The 15406-nt window shown below is 60.1% G+C and carries 15 protein-coding genes; 4 read left to right on the top strand and 11 right to left on the bottom strand.

Annotation, left to right across the window (positions count from 1 at the left end):
- Positions 1 to 71: 71 nt before the first annotated feature.
- On the top strand, positions 72 to 1988 hold the full coding sequence (locus tag G560_RS0104215; protein ID WP_022703064.1) for a cation:proton antiporter domain-containing protein: 1917 nt from the start codon (positions 72 to 74) through the stop codon (positions 1986 to 1988).
- 93 nt (positions 1989 to 2081) lie between these two features.
- Here the strand turns inward: G560_RS0104215 and cobT are convergent, their stop codons facing one another.
- Positions 2082 to 3092: a nicotinate-nucleotide--dimethylbenzimidazole phosphoribosyltransferase gene (cobT, locus tag G560_RS0104210; protein ID WP_022703063.1), complete on the bottom strand. Its 1011-nt coding sequence runs from the start codon at positions 3090 to 3092 to the stop codon at positions 2082 to 2084.
- A gap of 54 nt (positions 3093 to 3146) precedes the next feature.
- Between cobT and cobS the strand changes: the two genes are divergently transcribed.
- A complete protein-coding gene (cobS, locus tag G560_RS0104205; RefSeq protein WP_231575904.1) occupies positions 3147 to 3914 on the top strand; it encodes an adenosylcobinamide-GDP ribazoletransferase in 768 nt (255 codons plus the stop codon).
- A 57-nt stretch (positions 3915 to 3971) separates the two neighbouring features.
- Here cobS and G560_RS0104200 read toward each other — a convergent pair whose 3' ends face one another.
- The 5 genes from G560_RS0104200 to G560_RS0104180 all read right to left on the bottom strand — a co-directional run bounded on the left by G560_RS0104200 (position 3972) and on the right by G560_RS0104180 (position 9035).
- Entirely contained in the window at positions 3972 to 4481 is a 510-nt protein-coding gene (locus tag G560_RS0104200; protein WP_022703061.1) for a CarD family transcriptional regulator, read from the bottom strand.
- Between the two features lie 304 nt (positions 4482 to 4785).
- Complete coding sequence (gene fdxA / locus G560_RS0104195) at positions 4786 to 5124, bottom strand: ferredoxin FdxA (protein WP_022703060.1); 339 nt, start codon at positions 5122 to 5124, stop codon at positions 4786 to 4788.
- Positions 5125 to 5187: 63 nt separating this feature from the next.
- On the bottom strand, positions 5188 to 5553 hold the full coding sequence (locus G560_RS0104190) for an RNA-binding S4 domain-containing protein (protein WP_022703059.1): 366 nt from the start codon (positions 5551 to 5553) through the stop codon (positions 5188 to 5190).
- Positions 5554 to 5557: 4 nt separating this feature from the next.
- Positions 5558 to 8458, bottom strand: coding sequence for a helicase-related protein (locus G560_RS0104185; protein WP_022703058.1), 2901 nt, complete (start codon positions 8456 to 8458; stop codon positions 5558 to 5560).
- A gap of 19 nt (positions 8459 to 8477) precedes the next feature.
- Positions 8478 to 9035, bottom strand: coding sequence for a tetratricopeptide repeat protein (locus G560_RS0104180; RefSeq protein WP_028913712.1), 558 nt, complete (start codon positions 9033 to 9035; stop codon positions 8478 to 8480).
- 78 nt (positions 9036 to 9113) lie between these two features.
- Between G560_RS0104180 and G560_RS0104175 the strand changes: the two genes are divergently transcribed.
- Positions 9114 to 9398, top strand: a complete 285-nt coding sequence (locus G560_RS0104175) for an SCP2 sterol-binding domain-containing protein (RefSeq protein WP_022703056.1) — start codon at positions 9114 to 9116, stop codon at positions 9396 to 9398.
- Positions 9399 to 10331, top strand: a complete 933-nt coding sequence (locus tag G560_RS0104170; protein ID WP_022703055.1) for an alpha/beta hydrolase — start codon at positions 9399 to 9401, stop codon at positions 10329 to 10331.
- Positions 10332 to 10432: 101 nt separating this feature from the next.
- On the opposite strand, the gene G560_RS18495 is transcribed toward G560_RS0104170, so the two are convergent.
- Genes G560_RS18495 through G560_RS0104145 form a run of 5 tightly spaced genes read right to left on the bottom strand, consistent with a single transcriptional unit; the run spans position 10433 to position 15285 of the window.
- Positions 10433 to 11350, bottom strand: coding sequence for an NAD(P)-dependent oxidoreductase (locus tag G560_RS18495; protein ID WP_022703054.1), 918 nt, complete (start codon positions 11348 to 11350; stop codon positions 10433 to 10435).
- Positions 11350 to 12072, bottom strand: a complete 723-nt coding sequence (locus G560_RS0104160) for a proteasome-type protease (RefSeq protein WP_022703053.1) — start codon at positions 12070 to 12072, stop codon at positions 11350 to 11352. Before G560_RS0104160 ends, G560_RS18495 begins: the two co-directional genes overlap by 1 nt.
- Before the next feature lie 36 nt (positions 12073 to 12108).
- Positions 12109 to 12918, bottom strand: a complete 810-nt coding sequence (locus G560_RS0104155) for a transglutaminase family protein (protein ID WP_022703052.1) — start codon at positions 12916 to 12918, stop codon at positions 12109 to 12111.
- Positions 12918 to 13868 carry an alpha-E domain-containing protein gene (locus G560_RS0104150; protein ID WP_022703051.1) on the bottom strand — a complete coding sequence of 317 codons (951 nt, stop codon included), beginning with the start codon at positions 13866 to 13868 and terminating at the stop codon, positions 12918 to 12920. The genes G560_RS0104155 and G560_RS0104150 overlap by 1 nt, the downstream gene beginning before the upstream one ends.
- 4 nt (positions 13869 to 13872) lie before the next feature.
- Positions 13873 to 15285, bottom strand: a complete 1413-nt coding sequence (locus G560_RS0104145; RefSeq protein WP_022703050.1) for a circularly permuted type 2 ATP-grasp protein — start codon at positions 15283 to 15285, stop codon at positions 13873 to 13875.
- Positions 15286 to 15406: the final 121 nt, after the last annotated feature.

Raw genomic sequence — 15406 nt, 5'->3', positions numbered from 1 at the left:
TTCGGATGGCGCTGGAGACCCTGCTGCATTGACCGTTTGAATGTATTCGACCCCGACAGATAAGGACATCTATGGAAAGCTTTCTGCTTCAGGCCTCGATCTACCTTGGTGCCGCCGTTTTGATCGTGCCATTGGCGGTCAGGCTTGGGCTTGGGTCTGTGTTGGGGTATTTGGCGGCGGGCATTTTGGTAGGGCCGATTTTGGGGCTGACCGGCACGGAAACCGAAGATTTGCAGCATTTTGCCGAATTTGGCGTGGTGATGATGCTGTTCCTGATCGGGTTGGAACTGGAACCCCGCGCGCTGTGGGATATGCGGCACAAGCTGATCGGGCTGGGCGGGTTGCAAGTGGTGCTGACCACAGGGGCGATTGCGCTGGTGGCCGATTGGCTGGGGTTCAGCTGGCAGGTCGGGTTGACGCTGGGGATGCTGTTTTCGCTGTCATCAACCGCGATCGTGCTGCAAACTCTGTCGGAAAAGAACCTGATGCGGACGGGCGGCGGGCGGGCGACATTCGCCGTGCTGCTGACCCAAGATATCGCGGTGGTGCCGATTCTGGCGATTATCCCGCTGCTGGCGATCAGCGGCGCCGGGTTTCCCGAAGGGATTTCGGCGGCGACCTTTGGCATCACCGATGCGGCGGGAGCGGTCGATACCCATGCCACCACCGGCGCGGCCGAGCCATTGCTGACGCTGGTCCAATCCTTGCCCGGTTGGGCCGTAACCCTGATGACCCTTGGCATTGTGGTCGGCATCATGCTGGCGGGGCATTTCCTGACCCGTCCGGTGTTTCGCTTTGTCCATGCCTCGCGCTTGCCGGAAATGAGCACGTTTATTTCCTTGCTGATGGTGCTGGGCATCGCTTTCTTGATGATGCTGGTGGGGCTGTCACCTGCTTTGGGTACATTCATGGCGGGGGTGGTTCTGGCCAACTCGGAATTCCGCCACCAGTTAGAGGCGGATATCCAACCGTTCAAAGGCATCCTGATGGGGCTGTTTTTCATCACCGTGGGCGTTGGGATTAACTTTGAGGTGCTTCTGGCCAACCCTATCTTGGTGGTCTCACTGACACTCGCTATGATCGCGCTCAAGGTCGGGGTGCTGCTGATCCTGTCGGTTATTTTCAAAGTGCGGGGCCACAATCGCTGGCTGTTTGCCTTGGGGCTGGCGCAGGCCGGTGAATTCGGGTTTCTGCTGGTCAGCTTTGCGCGCAAGCAATCGATTCTGCCGTCATCGGTTTCGGAAATCGTACTGCTGATGATCGGGTTGTCGATGCTGCTGACCCCCGCGATGTTCATCGGCTATGAGGCGTTGGCGCGTCGCATGAAATCGCGTGAGACAGAAAGCCCTGCCGATGTGATAGACGAGCAAGGCCGCGTGATCATTGCGGGTATCGGGCGGTTTGGCCAAACCGTGAACCGCCTTGTGCGGATGAGCGGCGGTTCCACGGTTGTGCTGGACAGCGATATGGGCGCGATTGAACAAATGCGGCGCTTTGGGGCCAAGGGCTTTTTTGGCGATCCAACCCGACCCGAGCTGTTGGATGCCGCAGGCCTCGCCCAAGCATCGGTGCTGGTTGTGGCCGTGGACAACCCAGAAAACGCGCTGAAAATCGTGACCCATGCCCGCAAGCACCGCCCCGACCTGCACATCATCGCCCGCGCCTATGACCGCCCGCATGTCTTTGCGCTGTACCGCGCCGGAGCCAATGACATCGTGCGCGAAACCTATGACAGCTCGGTCCGTGCAGGGCGATATGTTCTTGAAAACATTGGGTTTACCAACTATGAGGCGTCAAAAATGGCGAAAACCTATTTCAAGGTTGAGCGCGCCGCCTTGCGCGATCTGGCCGCCCTTTGGGTGCCGGGGCAACCAGTGCATCTGAACGATGCCTATGTCGCGCGCGCCTTGCAGTTAGAGCAAGATCTGGCGGCAGCAATGAGCGAGGATCTGGATGAAACCCGCGCCAATCTGGATGCCGCACAGTAACGCCGACGCGGCCCCTTTTCCCTTTCTCTTTGGCGCAAGTATCCTCAGGGGGTGAGGGGCAACGCCCCGAGGGGGCGTGAACGCCCCCTTTGCTTACCCGGCAGCAACCCCGGCTTCGGCAAAGGTCGCCATGCCGGAATGGCAAGCAACGGCCCCTTGCAGCACGCCAATAGCCAGCGCCGCCCCCGACCCTTCGCCAAGGCGCAGGCCAAGGTTAAGCAAAGGTTCCTTGCCCAAATGGGCCAATAGTGCCGGGTGTGCGCCTTCGGCACTGACATGACCCGCTACGCAATGGTCAAGGGCGCCTGCGTCCAGTTTGGCAAGCACCGATGCGGCGGCACAGCAGATAAACCCGTCCAAGATCACCGGAATCCGTTCCATCCGCGCACGGGCAATGGCACCTGCCATAGCCGCTATTTCGCGCCCACCAAGGCAACGCAGCACCTCCATCGGGTCACGCGAGACGTGCAAAGCCAAGCCTTCGCTAACGACGGCAGCCTTGCGGGCAAGCCCTGCATCATCGACGCCCGTGCCGCGCCCAACCCAATCGGCCACCGTGCCACCAAACAGCGCGCAGGCAATCGCGGCGGCGGGGGTTGTGTTGCCGATCCCCATTTCGCCCGTCACCAGCAGATCAGATTTTGTATCCACCGCGTTCCAGCCGGTTTGCAAAGCCGCAATAAGGTCTGCCTCGGTCATCGCGGGTTCAACGGTGAAATCGGCAGTGGGGCGGTCAAGATCCAGCGCATGGACCGACATTTGCGCGCCGAACGCCTTGGACAGTTGGTTAATCGCCGCCCCGCCACCTTGGAAATTGGCGACCATTTGCACGGTCACTTCGGGCGGAAAAGCCGACACGCCGCGCGCCGCAACCCCGTGATTGCCTGCAAAAATAATGACCTGCGGCGCGGTAATCTGCGGGCGCGGGGTGCCCCGCCAGCCTGCATACCAGATTGCCAGTGATTCCAGCCGCCCCAGCGCGCCGGGCGGTTTGGTCAATTGGCCATTACGGTCCTGCGCGCCTGCGGTGGCTGTGGCATCAGCGCTTGGGGCCTGCGCCACAAGGGCACGAAATCCGGCTAAATCGGTGAAAGATGCGGTCATGGGGCTGGCCTCCTTGTCGTTTTCTGTCAGCTTGGCTATCGAAGGCAGGGGCGCTTGACCAGTGCTGATAAGGACGAAACAGTGACGCAAAGCGACAGATATGGAATTGGCGACGTGACAGGCGCGCTGCGCTTGCTGACACGGCTGCCTTTGCCTGCATCGGATGTGATTCCGGGGCCTGCGGCAGCATGGGCCTGGCCTGTAGCGGGGTTGGTGGTGGGCAGCTTGGCGGCACTTGTTGGTGTGATCGCCTTGCCCCTTGGCGCAGGGGTTGCGGCGGCGCTGGTGCTGGGGGCGCAAGCCATGATGACGGGGGCGATGCACGAAGACGGGTTGGCCGACACGTTTGACGGGCTGTGGGGCGGCTGGGACCGCGCGCGGCGGTTGGCGATTATGAAAGACAGCCATATCGGGACGTATGGCGTGATGGCGCTGTTGGTTGTGGGGCTGGTGCGATGGTCGGCGCTGACCGCTTTGCTGACCGCTGGTGCGTGGTGGGCCGTGGTGGTTGTGGCGGCGCTATCTCGGGCGCCGATGGCGGTGCTGATGGCCGCCTTGCCCAATGCGCGCGGGGCTGGATTGGCGCAATCTGTGGGGCGGGTGCCCGCGCTGGCGGCGGGTGTCGCTGTGGCGATTGGGTTGGGTGCCGCGTTGGTGCTTGGCGCGGCGGGCTTTATGGCGGTTTTGGCGGTTGTCGTGGTGGTGGCGGCGCTGGCCGCAACGGCGCGCGCCAAAATCGGCGGGCAAACCGGCGATATTTGCGGGGCCAGTCAGCAATTGAGCGAGGCTGTGGCATTGAGCGTTTTGGCAGCGATGCTGTAGGCGAAACGCAAAACGGCGGCCCCGAAGGACCGCCGTTTGTTTAGTCTTTACCGAATATTACGCGGCGCGGGATGTCAAAACATCATCCACAGTCTTTTGCGCGCCCTTTTCATCGACGCCCGATACGGCGGCGACTTCGCGGGTTAAACGCTCCAAAGCGGCCTCATACAGCTGACGCTCGGAATAGGACTGTTCGCGCTGATCATCGGTGCGGTGCAAATCGCGCACCACTTCGGCGATCGACAACAGGTCGCCCGAATTGATTTTCTGCTCATATTCCTGCGCGCGACGCGACCACATGGCACGTTTCACGCGGGCTTTGCCCTTAAGCGTGTCGAGTGCCTTGGTGATCAGATCGGGCGAGGACAAGGAGCGCATGCCGATTTCGGTGGCCTTATGGGTTGGAACCCGCAGCGTCATCTTGTCTTTTTCAAACGAGATGACGAAGAGTTCCATGTGCAAGCCTGCGATTTCCTGCTCTTCGATGGAAATGATACGGCCAACGCCGTGGGCAGGATACACAACAAACTCGTCAGGATGAAACTCAGGCTTTTTGGTCTTTGTCATACGGTCACTTCCTTGCTAGGACACGCGCCATTCCGGACAAAAAAACCGTGCGTTGCCCGAACGGCCCCGACGATCAATACGTATGTCCTGAAATACCCCCCCACAGGCTGGCAGCACTGGGTTCGATGTGTTGGCTAAGCGTGGCGGTCCTTGGTTATTTGTATCAATTGTATAACACAGAATCAGTGCGATTCCAACAGGTATGGAATCGGGCGCCTTTCGCAGCGGAGCTTGTAAAACAAGGTGCTATTGCTGTGGTCCCGTATTTTTACGCGACTTTACGCTAGGTAAGCCGATTCGCGGCCTAACCGCCCTCGCCCGGGTTTTCCGAAAAATACTTGTCCAGTTTGCCGGTTTCGCCGTCGCGCGCCTCGTAATCCGGCAGCGGGTCTTTTTTCGACACGATCACCGGCCATTTTTCCGAATACTTGCGGTTGAATTCGACCCATTTTTCCATATCCGGCTCGGTATCGGGGCGGATGGCATCGGCGGGACACTCGGGTTCGCACACACCACAATCGATGCACTCATCAGGATGGATGACCAGCATATTCTCGCCCTCATAGAAACAGTCTACGGGGCATACCTCGACGCAGTCAGTGTATTTGCAGGCGATGCAGTTGTCGATCACGATATAGGTCATGGCGGCCTCGGGTTTTTGGGCAGGCGTTATCTGTTGCGCCTGTGGTTAAATCACCTGCGCGTATCATTCAAGCGGCGAAGAGGTCGCATTTGGGTCGGGGGGATCCAGATCAAGGTAAAGTGTCTGCGCCTCCCCCGCGGGGCCGCGGCGGGTGCCGGGGGCAAGGACGCGGATCACGCGGGTCAAGTTGCCCATCGGAAAGGTCAGCACATCGCCAGGCGCAACCGTGTGACCAGGTTTGGATTGGCGCTGGCCGTTCAGCCGCACACGGCCTTTGGTGATAAGGGTTGTGGCGAGGGCGCGGGTTTTGAAAAACCGCGCATAAAACAGCCATTTATCAAGGCGCATCGTCTCGCGCCCCGATGTGTCGCCTGCTTCGGCTGTGTCGGCGGGCTGTGCGCCCGCCGATTTATCTTTGCGCCGTGCCAAAGGGTTAGATCTTGCCCTTCAACGCAGCCAGAGCTGCGAAGGGATTGTCGGGGTCGATCTTTTTTTCAGGCCGTGCAGGGCGCGATTCGTATTTCTGCGGGCTGTTTTGCGCAGGCTTGCCAGCAGGCTTACCCTTACCTTTGTAGCCGCCTTCGGGGCGTGGGCCACGATCGGTGCGCGCGCCCTGCCCTGCTGGCTTGTCACCGCGCGGCTTGCCGCCGTCACGTTTTTGCCCGTCACGATTTCCGTCACGCTTGGCGCCGTCACGCGGCTGGACTGCCTCGCCTTCTGGCTTGGTATCGCGGCGGGGTGGGCGGCGGTCGACACGCGGGCGCGGAGCCCATGTGAAAGTATAGAAAGCCTCCATATCGACAGGCGCCTCAACTACAGCCTCGGTCGCCTCTGCGGGTGCCTCATCGGCGCCCTTCTCTGCCTCCACTTCATCCGCAATGATGATCTTGGACGCCGCCGCAGCAGCGGCAGCCGCTTCGGCAATCGCCTCGGCGGTCAGTTCCTTGGGGGCGGCGGGTTTGGCCTTTGGCCGTTCCGCTTTTTCGCCCTTATAGCCCAAGCCCGCCATCAGATCGGCGAATTGGTCCAGCGTCATGCCCGTGATCGACAGCATATCGGGAACAGCCTCAAACCCGCCACGGCTGTCTTGGCCACGCAGCAAATCAGCCAAGCGTTCCAGCATATCAATGCGGATCGCGCGGGTGCCTGCGGGGCGGTAGCCTGCAAGGGTGTAGTGCTGCATCGGCACATCTGGAATGTTCGGGATGGTCACCAAACCGGGGGGCGGGCTTTCTGGAAATTCCTGCAAGCCATTGGCAAGCGACCACAAAACCAGCCGCAGCCGCGTTGGCGCGGGTTTCAGCAGCAGTTGCTGGAAGATGGTGTACTGGCCAAAACGGATGCCATGCTTGCGCAACTGGCCGCGCGCCTCTTGGTCCAGCGCCTTGACCTCATCCGCGACGGTTTCGCGCGGCAAGATGCCCAGACCTTCGACCATCTGGAACGCAAAACCACGGGCAAGGCCCGTTAGCGCCTCATCGCGGCTCATCGCCAGCAGGGGCTCAAACAGGGTTGCCACTTTGCGGTCAATAAAGTGCTGCAAGCGGCGCTTTACCTTTTCCGCAATATCGGGGCCTGCGTCTTCATCGACGAACGCCTCAACGCTTGGGCGCAGCGCGTCGGCACCGGCGACCAGTTTACCAATCGCAGAATTGCCCCACATCAGGCCGCCCTGTTCGGTAAAGTCGAGTTCCGTGTCGGGGGCGTTATAAAACTTGTCCGACCGCAGATGGAATTCGGGTTTCAGCGCCTGCACGGCTGCCATGCGCAAGGTGCGCGCTTCGTCCGCCGTGGCAGTAGCATCCTGGCGAAAGCGGAAGCCTTCCAGCTTTCCGACAAATTCACCCTCTACCGTCACTTCGCCTTTGTCATTTACCTCGGCCACAAGGCTCTCCTTCTGCTTCAACCGCCGCATGAGCACAGAGGTGCGCCGGTCAACAAATCGTTGGGTCAAACGCGCATGAAGCGCATCCGACAAGCGGTCTTCTACAGCGCGAGTCGCGTCGCGCCAATGAGATTCGTCTGCTACCCAGTTTTTGCGTTGGGCAACATAGGTCCAAGTGCGGATATAGGCCAAACGCTTGGATAAAGTGTCAATATCGCCCTCGGTTCGGTCAATAAACTTGATTTGCAGCGCGAACCAATCGGCGGGAATCTGCCCTTTGCGCAAATGATCATAGATATTTTGCAGCAAATTGGCGTGTTCGGTGGTCGATGCACCGCGAAAATCAGGGATGCGACAGACATCCCACAGCAGGCGCACGTCTTGCGGGCTGCGGACGCGGTCGCTGATTTCGGGCAAAGCCGACAGGTTTTTCAGTGCCGTGACATCATCGGCATCGCGGGCGCGCGACAGCCAGTCATTATCGGTTTGGCGTTCAAGCGAGCCGATAAGGCGGGGGACGGTGCCAAATTCCAGCGCCGCGTTGCGCCATGTCAGTTTGCGCACGGGCTGAAAGCGGTGCTGCTCAATCGCCTCGACGGTTTCGTCGTTAAGGGGCCGCGCCTCTCCCGTGACGCCAAAGCTGCCCGAGGTCAGGTGGCGGCCCGCGCGACCTGCGATTTGGGCCAGTTCCTGCGGGTATAGGGCGCGCATCCGGCGGCCATCGAATTTGACGGTCGAGGAGAAGGCGACATGTTTGATGTCAAGGTTCAGGCCCATCCCGATGGCATCGGTGGCGACCAGATAATCGACATCGCCGTTTTGGTACATTTCGACCTGCGCATTGCGGGTGCGCGGCGAAAGTGCGCCCATAACGACCGCGCAGCCGCCCTTGGTGCGGCGGATCCATTCGGCGATGGCATACACATTTTCAACCGAAAACCCGACAATCGCGCTGCGTTCGGGCATCCGGCTTATCTTTTTCGAACCTGAATAGGTAAGCTCGGACAATCGGGGCCGCGCCATAAACTGCACGCCGGGCACAAGGGCTGCAATGGCGGGGCGCATGGTATCGGCCCCCAAAAACAGGGTTTCATGCAGGCCTCGCGCCTTGAGCAGACGGTCGGTAAAGACATGGCCGCGTTCTGCATCGGCGCACAGCTGGATCTCATCGATGGCAATAAAATCGGCGCCAATTTCCAGTGGCATCGCTTCGACCGTGCAAACCCAATATTGCGTGCGGTCGGGGACAATGCGTTCTTCGCCCGTCACCAGCGCCACCACATTCGGCCCGCGTTGGGCGACGATGCGGTCATAGACCTCGCGCGCAAGCAGACGCAGCGGCAGGCCGATAACCCCCGTGCGGTGGGTCAGCATCCGTTCAATCGCGTAATGGGTTTTGCCGGTGTTCGTCGGTCCCAGAACCGCCGTCACCCGCGCGGTGCTGCGCATTGCCTGTGTCTGCCCGTAATTACATTTCTTGACCGGCGGCCTTGGTTTCCAGCCGCTCGATAGCCTCTCTTACCCCGTCAAGATTGGGATGTATAGCAAGGGCGGCACGGTACAGCTGCAAGGCGCGGTCGGGTTGGTCGGTATCCTCTAGGATGCGGGCAAAACCGGATAAGGCCCCGAAATGGCGGGGATTAAGGGCCAATACATGCTGAATATCACTTACCGAGGGGCCAAAGAGGCCCGCTTGGAAATAGGCCGTGGCCCGCGCGTTCCAGCCTTCGGCAAAATCGGGGGCATGGTCGATCAGGGCGGTGAAATGTTCAATCGCGGCTTCGGTTTCGCCCGCCTCCATCGCGTCACGGCCCCGCCCCAGCAACAGATCCATCGCAGCCGATCCGGATTTCGACCATTCGCGCCAGATCTGACGCTCTAGCCGTGACGCCTCGCGCGGCTCGGCCGTTTGCAGTTTTTCAAACATCTCGTCCAGATTTGCGGCATAGGCAGGCACGGCAAGTCCCAGAAAAATCGGGAAAAGTGCCGCAACGATACGATTGTTTAATGGTGCCCATGGTTTCATAAAGGAAAGTGTAGCGTGTGCCGCAGGAAAAGCCATATACCCTGCCACACTTTCCAGAGATCAGGGAAGGAATTTACGATGAGTGCTGTGATTGAAACTGCGGTAGCTGTGCTAAGCGAAAAGGTGCAAACCTTTGACGGTGTTGCAAAATTTGTGCTGACAGGCGAAGGCACGATTATGATTGATGAAAACGGCGTACGTGCAGGCGACGATGAGGCAGATGTGACCCTGACCGCCGATGCCGATGTGTTTCAGGCGATTCTGGACGGTGAGATGAACCCGACATCGGCCTTTATGACCGGCAAGCTGTCGGTTGACGGGTCGATGGGCATGGCGATGAAACTTGCCTCGGCGCTGGGTTAAATGACCGACGCCCCATTGCACAATGAAATGGCGCAGGGCCCTGACGGGGGCCGCGCCTATTGGGTCACAACATCCGATGGGGTGCAGGTTCGCATGGGTCTGTGGCCGAAAGGCGAAAAGGGAACCGTTTTGCTGTTTCCGGGGCGGACGGAATATATCGAAAAATACGGGCGTGCGGCGGCAGAGTTTGGCGCACGCGGCTATGCTTGTGTGGCGATTGACTGGCGGGGGCAAGGGCTATCGGACCGCCCTGCCCTTGATCGGATGGTCGGCCATATTGAGGATTTTTCGAATTATCAGAATGATTTGGCAGCGGTTCTTGAGACGTTAAATCAACTTGGCCAACAGGGCCCGTTCTATCTTGTGGCGCATTCGATGGGGGGCTGCATTGGCTTGCGCGCCTTGCTGCAAGGGCTGGACGTAAAGGCCGCATCCTTTTCCGCCCCGATGTGGGGCATCCGCATGGCACCGGGGATGGCCCCTGTGGCGCGGGCCTTGTCGCGCACAGCGCGCGCCTTTGGCCAAGGGCAGCGCTATGCGCCCGGCACTAATGGCGATACCTATGTCAAAACCTTTCCCTTTGTCGGCAATGTGCTGACCCGCGACGCGGATACCTATGCGTGGATGCAGGCCCAGTTGGCGCAGCACCCCGAACTGGCGCTTGGTGGCCCCGGCCTGCATTGGCTGGATGAGGCGATGCGCGAATGCGCCGATCTGGCCGCCCAACCTTCGCCCGATATCCCCTGTCTGTGCTTCCTTGGTGCCGAGGAAAAGGTGGTGGACCCTGCCCCGATCCAGGCGCGAATGGCGCGCTGGCCCAAGGGCAAGCTGGTGATCGTGCCAAATGCCGAGCATGAGATTATGATGGAAATCCCCGCCACCAGGCAGCGGTTTTATGACATGACACTTGACCTGTTTTCAAAGAACGCCTGACCCTCGTTCTTTCCCATAAAAATATCCATCTGACTTGCGCGCCAAGACCCTCGGCCGTCATCTCGCGGCCCTAAGGCAAACGCGCAGACACACTGCATCAATCAATCCTTCGGCAATAAGGTATGGCTCTCGGCCGGCTTACCTGCAAAGAAATCCAGAATATTCTGCGCGGCCATCATCCCCATCCGCCGAAACGCGCCGTCCGACAAAGTTGCGGCGTGGGGCGTCAGGATGACCCGAGGAGCGGCCCGCAAGGGCGCGTCAAGCGGCAGGGGTTCGACCTGTGACACATCCAACCCTGCCCCGCCCAAATGGCCAGAGTTCAGCGCGGCAATCAAAGCCGCCTCATCAATCAAGCCGCCGCGCGCGCAGTTCACCACCAAAGCCCCCTGCGGCAACAGCGCAAGGGCCGCACCGTCCAGCATATTGGCGGTTTGCGGCGTCAGCGGGCAATGCAGGCTGACAATTTCGGCATGTGCCAAGGCGCGGGAAAAATCGGGGGCCACCGGATAGCCCAGATTGCGCGCCTCTTTCAAATCGCGGGAAAACACCGTGACAGCCATGCCCAGCGCCTTTGCCAGTGCGGCCACGCGTTTGCCACTGGCACCGAACCCGATGATCAGCAAACGCCGCCCTTCCAGCCCACGCACCTGGGGGGCGGGATCGCCCGGAACTGCGGCGCGTTGGCCGTCAAGGTTGCGCGACAGCGCCAGCATCAGCATCAGCGCCTGTTCGGCCACCGCCCCCGCATTGGCACCGGGTGTATTCATAACCGCTACGCCAGCCGCCGCAGCGGCATCCATCGGGATATTATCAACGCCCACACCATGCTTGGAAATCAGCGCAAATTGTGTGACCTCGTCCGCCGTCAGCTTGCGGGTGCGCACCAGCAATGCATCGGCGGTTTCCAATACGGCCCCCCGATCGACCGCAGGCCCGATCACCTCAAATTCATGGGCGCGCAGCAGCGTCAGCGCATCCTCATGGACCGGCTCGGTGACAAGGACGCGGCGACCCATCAGAGCGAGATTTGCGAAAAGCCGTCGCGCAATGCGGTCGACCAGGCCTCGGACATTTCGCGAAACGCGTCATCCCCTGATTCAATCCGGCGGCGTTCCGTGACGCGGCAATCGTCGCGGTGGATCACGGCCAGATCCAGCGGCATGCCGACCGACAAGTTCGACCGCAGCGTCGAATCCATCGACAACAGCACGGCTTTTTGCGCGTCTTTCAGGCTGGTTTTCGGCGTCACAACGCGGTCAAGGATGGGTTTTCCGTATTTATGCTCGCCGATTTGCAGGAACGGGGTATCCTCGGTCGCCTCGATATAATTGCCTTCGGGATAGATCAGAAACATCCGCATTTCCCCCCCCTTGCGCTGCCCCGCCACGATCATCGCCGCCGAGGTGCCTTGCGTCATGCCAATTTTCTTGTCGATGCTGGCGCGCACTTCGGCCATTTTGGCCCCGACGATATCGGCCACCTTCAGCATGGTCGGCGCTTTCATGATCGACGTTTCCTCGGTCGACTCCGGATCATCGGCGATTTCGCGCAGACGAGCCAAGGTGGTTTGGGTCACAGACAGGCTGCCTGCGGTCAGCAAGGTGATCACGCGCTCGCCCGGCTCTTCGAATACGAACATTTTGCGGTAGGTCGAAATATTGTCCAGCCCCGCGTTGGTGCGGGTGTCAGACAGCAGCACGATACCTGCATCCAGCAAAAGGCCAACACAATAGGTCATAGGACGCTCCGCAAATGGATCAGGTTTGGCAAACAGCTACTGCTCGTTTTGCTGGACTGCAAGCTGAACATCCATCGATTCCGCCCCACGACCCCGCGCGATGCCTTTTATCGGGGCCGCATCCAGCGCATCAAGGCCGGACCCAAGGCGGATATAGCGGTCATCGGGGCAGCAGCGGTTGGCGGGGTCAAAGCCGACCCAGCCCAAATCATGCAACCACAGCTCGGCCCAGGCATGGGCGGCCTCGTGCAAGCTGCCATCTTGGGACGCATGCAAATAGCCCGAGACATAGCGCGCCGGAATCCCCGCCCGCCGCGCCATGGCCAGCAGGGCATGGGCCTGATCCTGGCAAACGCCTTTGCCGATGGCCAGCGCCTCGGCCGCTGTTGTGGCCGACTGGGTGCTGCCGGGGGTGTAGGCGATGGTATCCGCGACCAGCGTGGCCAAACGGTGCGCGGCATCAAGGCCGCCGCCCGTGGCATTCGCCCCGTCCGACAGGTCAGACAAGGCCAGATCGGCCAGCGTGACAGGGGTGGATTCCAGATAGCATTGCGGCGGCACACGTTCCTTATGCCCGCGCAAAATGCCTGCCAGATCAGTGGTTTCCACCGTGCCCCGCACCGAAACGGCAATTTCCGATACCGGCCCTTGCACCGTCCAGGCCTGAACCAGATCGCCCGCGCCATCGCGAAACTGCCCGCCCATCAGCCCGTCACTGACGGTGACTTGCCAGCTGCGGGTGCGCTGGCCATCAAATTCCGACGGGGTTAGGCGGTGGCTTTGCACCACGCCGCGCACGGGCTGGCTGTAGCGGTACAAGGTGACATGATCGACGGTCAGCAGCATCAGCGGATGTCCCCGTTCAGATAGCTTTCATGGATTTCGGCGGCTAGTTTTCCGGTTTCGCGGATAAAGCGGGTCAGGAATTCGTGCAGGCCTTCGTCAAATATTTCCTCGACTTTGGTTTCGGCCAGTTCGGCCAGCATAGACCGCGCTTGTGTGCGGGCCGTGCTTTGGCGGTGATAAGCGCGGTCCAACCGTTCCAGATGCGTGACCATGCCATCGGCGCAGGTCAGCAAGGAGCGTGGGCATTGCGGATTAAGGATCAGGAAATGGCCGATTTTTCTGGCCGTAACATCGCCGCCATAGGCCCAGTGGAACGCACGATGCGAAGACATGGCGCGCAATAGCGTGGTCCATTGATAGTTATCAAGTCCGGAGCCGACGAAATCGACGCGCGGCAGCAGCACGTAGTATTTCACATCCAGCAGACGGGCCGTGCTGTCGGCGCGTTCCAGATAATAACCAAGGTTTAGAAAGTGATAGCCATCACCGCGCAGCTGCGTCGCCTCGATCGAGCCGCGCATCATGGCGGTTTGGCGCATGGTCCATTCGGTCAGGCGCGCAAGGTCGAGTTCCGAGCGTGGCATCCGTTCCATCTGGCGCAACTCGTCGAACGCGCCGTTGATCGCATCCCAAACCTGGCTTGTCAGGGCCGTGCGCACGATGCGGGCGTTTTCGCGCGCCGCAGTGATGCAAGACGCCACCGAAGACGGGTTATCGCGGTCGAAAAACAAATGGCTTTCGATATTGCGCTGCACGGGATCGCCGTATTTTTCCTTGAACGCCTTAGCTGTGCCGATGGCATGCAACAAGCTGTCCCATTCGCTGCGATGCCCGCTGGATGAGGGGATAAGCGAATTGCGCGCCCCAACCTGCAACAGGCGTGCTGCCGTTTCGGCGCGTTCCATATAGCGCGCGATCCAGTATAGGTTATCTGCGGTTCTACTTAGCATGTCATCACCCCGCCAAAACCCAAGTGTCTTTGACCCCGCCCCCTTGGCTTGAATTCACAACCAGCGACCCTTCGGTCAAGGCCACGCGCGTCAGGCCCCCGGGCACCAGTTCAACCCGTTCGCCCACAAGGCAATAGGGCCGCAAATCGACATGGCGCGGGGCGATGCCTTGGTCCACGAAGGTCGGTGTGGTCGACAGGGCCAGCGTGGGCTGGGCGATGTAATTGTGCGGTTTGGCCTTGATGCGCAGGGCGAACGCCTCGATCTCGGCCTTGGTGCATTTGGGGCCGACCAACATGCCATAGCCGCCCGAACCATGCACCTCTTTGACCACCAGTTCTTTCAGGTTTTCCAGCACATATTTGCAATCATCCGGCTTGGCGCATTGCCATGTGGGCACGTTGTTAAGGATCGGTTCCTCGCCCAGATAAAAGCGGATCATTTCGGGCACAAAGGTATAGACCGCCTTATCATCGGCCACGCCTGCGCCCGGGGCTGAACAAATCGCCACGCCGCCGGACCGGTAGACATCCATCAACCCCGGAACGCCGAGCATGCTATCGGGGCGGAAACACAAGGGGTCGATGAAATCATCGTCAATCCGGCGGTAAATCACATCCACACGGCGCGGGCCTTCGGTGGTGCGCATATAGACGAATTCGCCTTCGACAAACAAATCTTGGCCCTCGACCAGTTCGACGCCCATCAGATCGGCCAAAAAGCTGTGTTCATAATAGGCCGAGTTGAAATGCCCCGGCGTCAGAATCACGATCACGGGTTCGCCGTTGCATTTGGGCGGTGCGACAGATGCAAGCGTGCGGCGGAGCAGGTCGGGGTAGGTATCAACCGGTTCAATGCGGTTTTCGCGGAACAGGGCGGGGAACATCCGCATCATGATCTCGCGGTTTTCCAGCATATAGGACACGCCGGACGGGGTGCGGCAGTTATCTTCCAACACGAAAAACTCATCCGGCCCCGTGCGTACCAGATCGACACCAACGATATGGGAATACACCCCTTTGGGCGGCAAAATCCCCACGACTTCTTTTTCAAAGGCGTCATTGCGGTACACCAGATTGGCCGGAATGCGCCCTGCCCGCACAATTTCGCCCCGCCCGTAAACATCGGCCAAAAACGCATTCAGCGCGCGGGCACGTTGCTTAACACCACGGTCCAGCTTGCCCCACTCCAGAGCCGAAAACACGCGGGGAAACATATCAAACGGGATCAGCCGGTCAGGGTCGCCGCCTTCGCCGTACACCGCAAAAGTAATCCCGATCCGGCGAAACAGTGCTTCGGCCTCGGCCTGTTTCATCTGGCGCAATTCGGCGGGCATATTGCGCATCCAGTCGTCAAGCTGGCCATAAGGGCCGCGCACTGCGCCGTTTTCGTACATCTCGTTAAAATAGGTCGTCATCGTACTGGTAGCCCCCCTGTCAGGTGCAGCGGGTGTGCGCTCCGCTTTTGCCCATGTTAGACAGGGGCCACGCGGAAAGGAAAGAAAGAACGCGGCTTATGTCGGCAACACAGCGCACGCT

The sequence above is a fragment of the Pseudorhodobacter ferrugineus DSM 5888 genome (genome assembly GCF_000420745.1).
Classification (GTDB): domain Bacteria; phylum Pseudomonadota; class Alphaproteobacteria; order Rhodobacterales; family Rhodobacteraceae; genus Pseudorhodobacter; species Pseudorhodobacter ferrugineus.
Note: the sequence above shows the minus strand (reverse complement) of the source record. Positions and strands in the feature narration are given on the sequence as shown.

Coding starts and splice junctions, on each gene's coding strand:
- G560_RS0104200 (WP_022703061.1), bottom strand. CDS start 4,481: ATGACAAAGACCAAAAAGCCTGAGTTTCATCCTGACGAGTTTGTTGTG.
- G560_RS0104160 (WP_022703053.1), bottom strand. CDS start 12,072: ATGACCTATTGTGTTGGCCTTTTGCTGGATGCAGGTATCGTGCTGCTG.
- G560_RS0104180 (WP_028913712.1), bottom strand. CDS start 9,035: ATGAAACCATGGGCACCATTAAACAATCGTATCGTTGCGGCACTTTTC.
- fdxA (WP_022703060.1), bottom strand. CDS start 5,124: ATGACCTATATCGTGATCGACAACTGCATCGCCTGCAAATACACTGAC.
- G560_RS0104170 (WP_022703055.1), top strand. CDS start 9,399: ATGACCGACGCCCCATTGCACAATGAAATGGCGCAGGGCCCTGACGGG.
- G560_RS18495 (WP_022703054.1), bottom strand. CDS start 11,350: ATGGGTCGCCGCGTCCTTGTCACCGAGCCGGTCCATGAGGATGCGCTG.
- G560_RS0104215 (WP_022703064.1), top strand. CDS start 72: ATGGAAAGCTTTCTGCTTCAGGCCTCGATCTACCTTGGTGCCGCCGTT.
- G560_RS0104145 (WP_022703050.1), bottom strand. CDS start 15,285: ATGACGACCTATTTTAACGAGATGTACGAAAACGGCGCAGTGCGCGGC.
- G560_RS0104150 (WP_022703051.1), bottom strand. CDS start 13,868: ATGCTAAGTAGAACCGCAGATAACCTATACTGGATCGCGCGCTATATG.
- G560_RS0104175 (WP_022703056.1), top strand. CDS start 9,114: ATGAGTGCTGTGATTGAAACTGCGGTAGCTGTGCTAAGCGAAAAGGTG.
- cobT (WP_022703063.1), bottom strand. CDS start 3,092: ATGACCGCATCTTTCACCGATTTAGCCGGATTTCGTGCCCTTGTGGCG.
- G560_RS0104185 (WP_022703058.1), bottom strand. CDS start 8,458: ATGCGCAGCACCGCGCGGGTGACGGCGGTTCTGGGACCGACGAACACC.
- G560_RS0104155 (WP_022703052.1), bottom strand. CDS start 12,918: ATGCTGCTGACCGTCGATCATGTCACCTTGTACCGCTACAGCCAGCCC.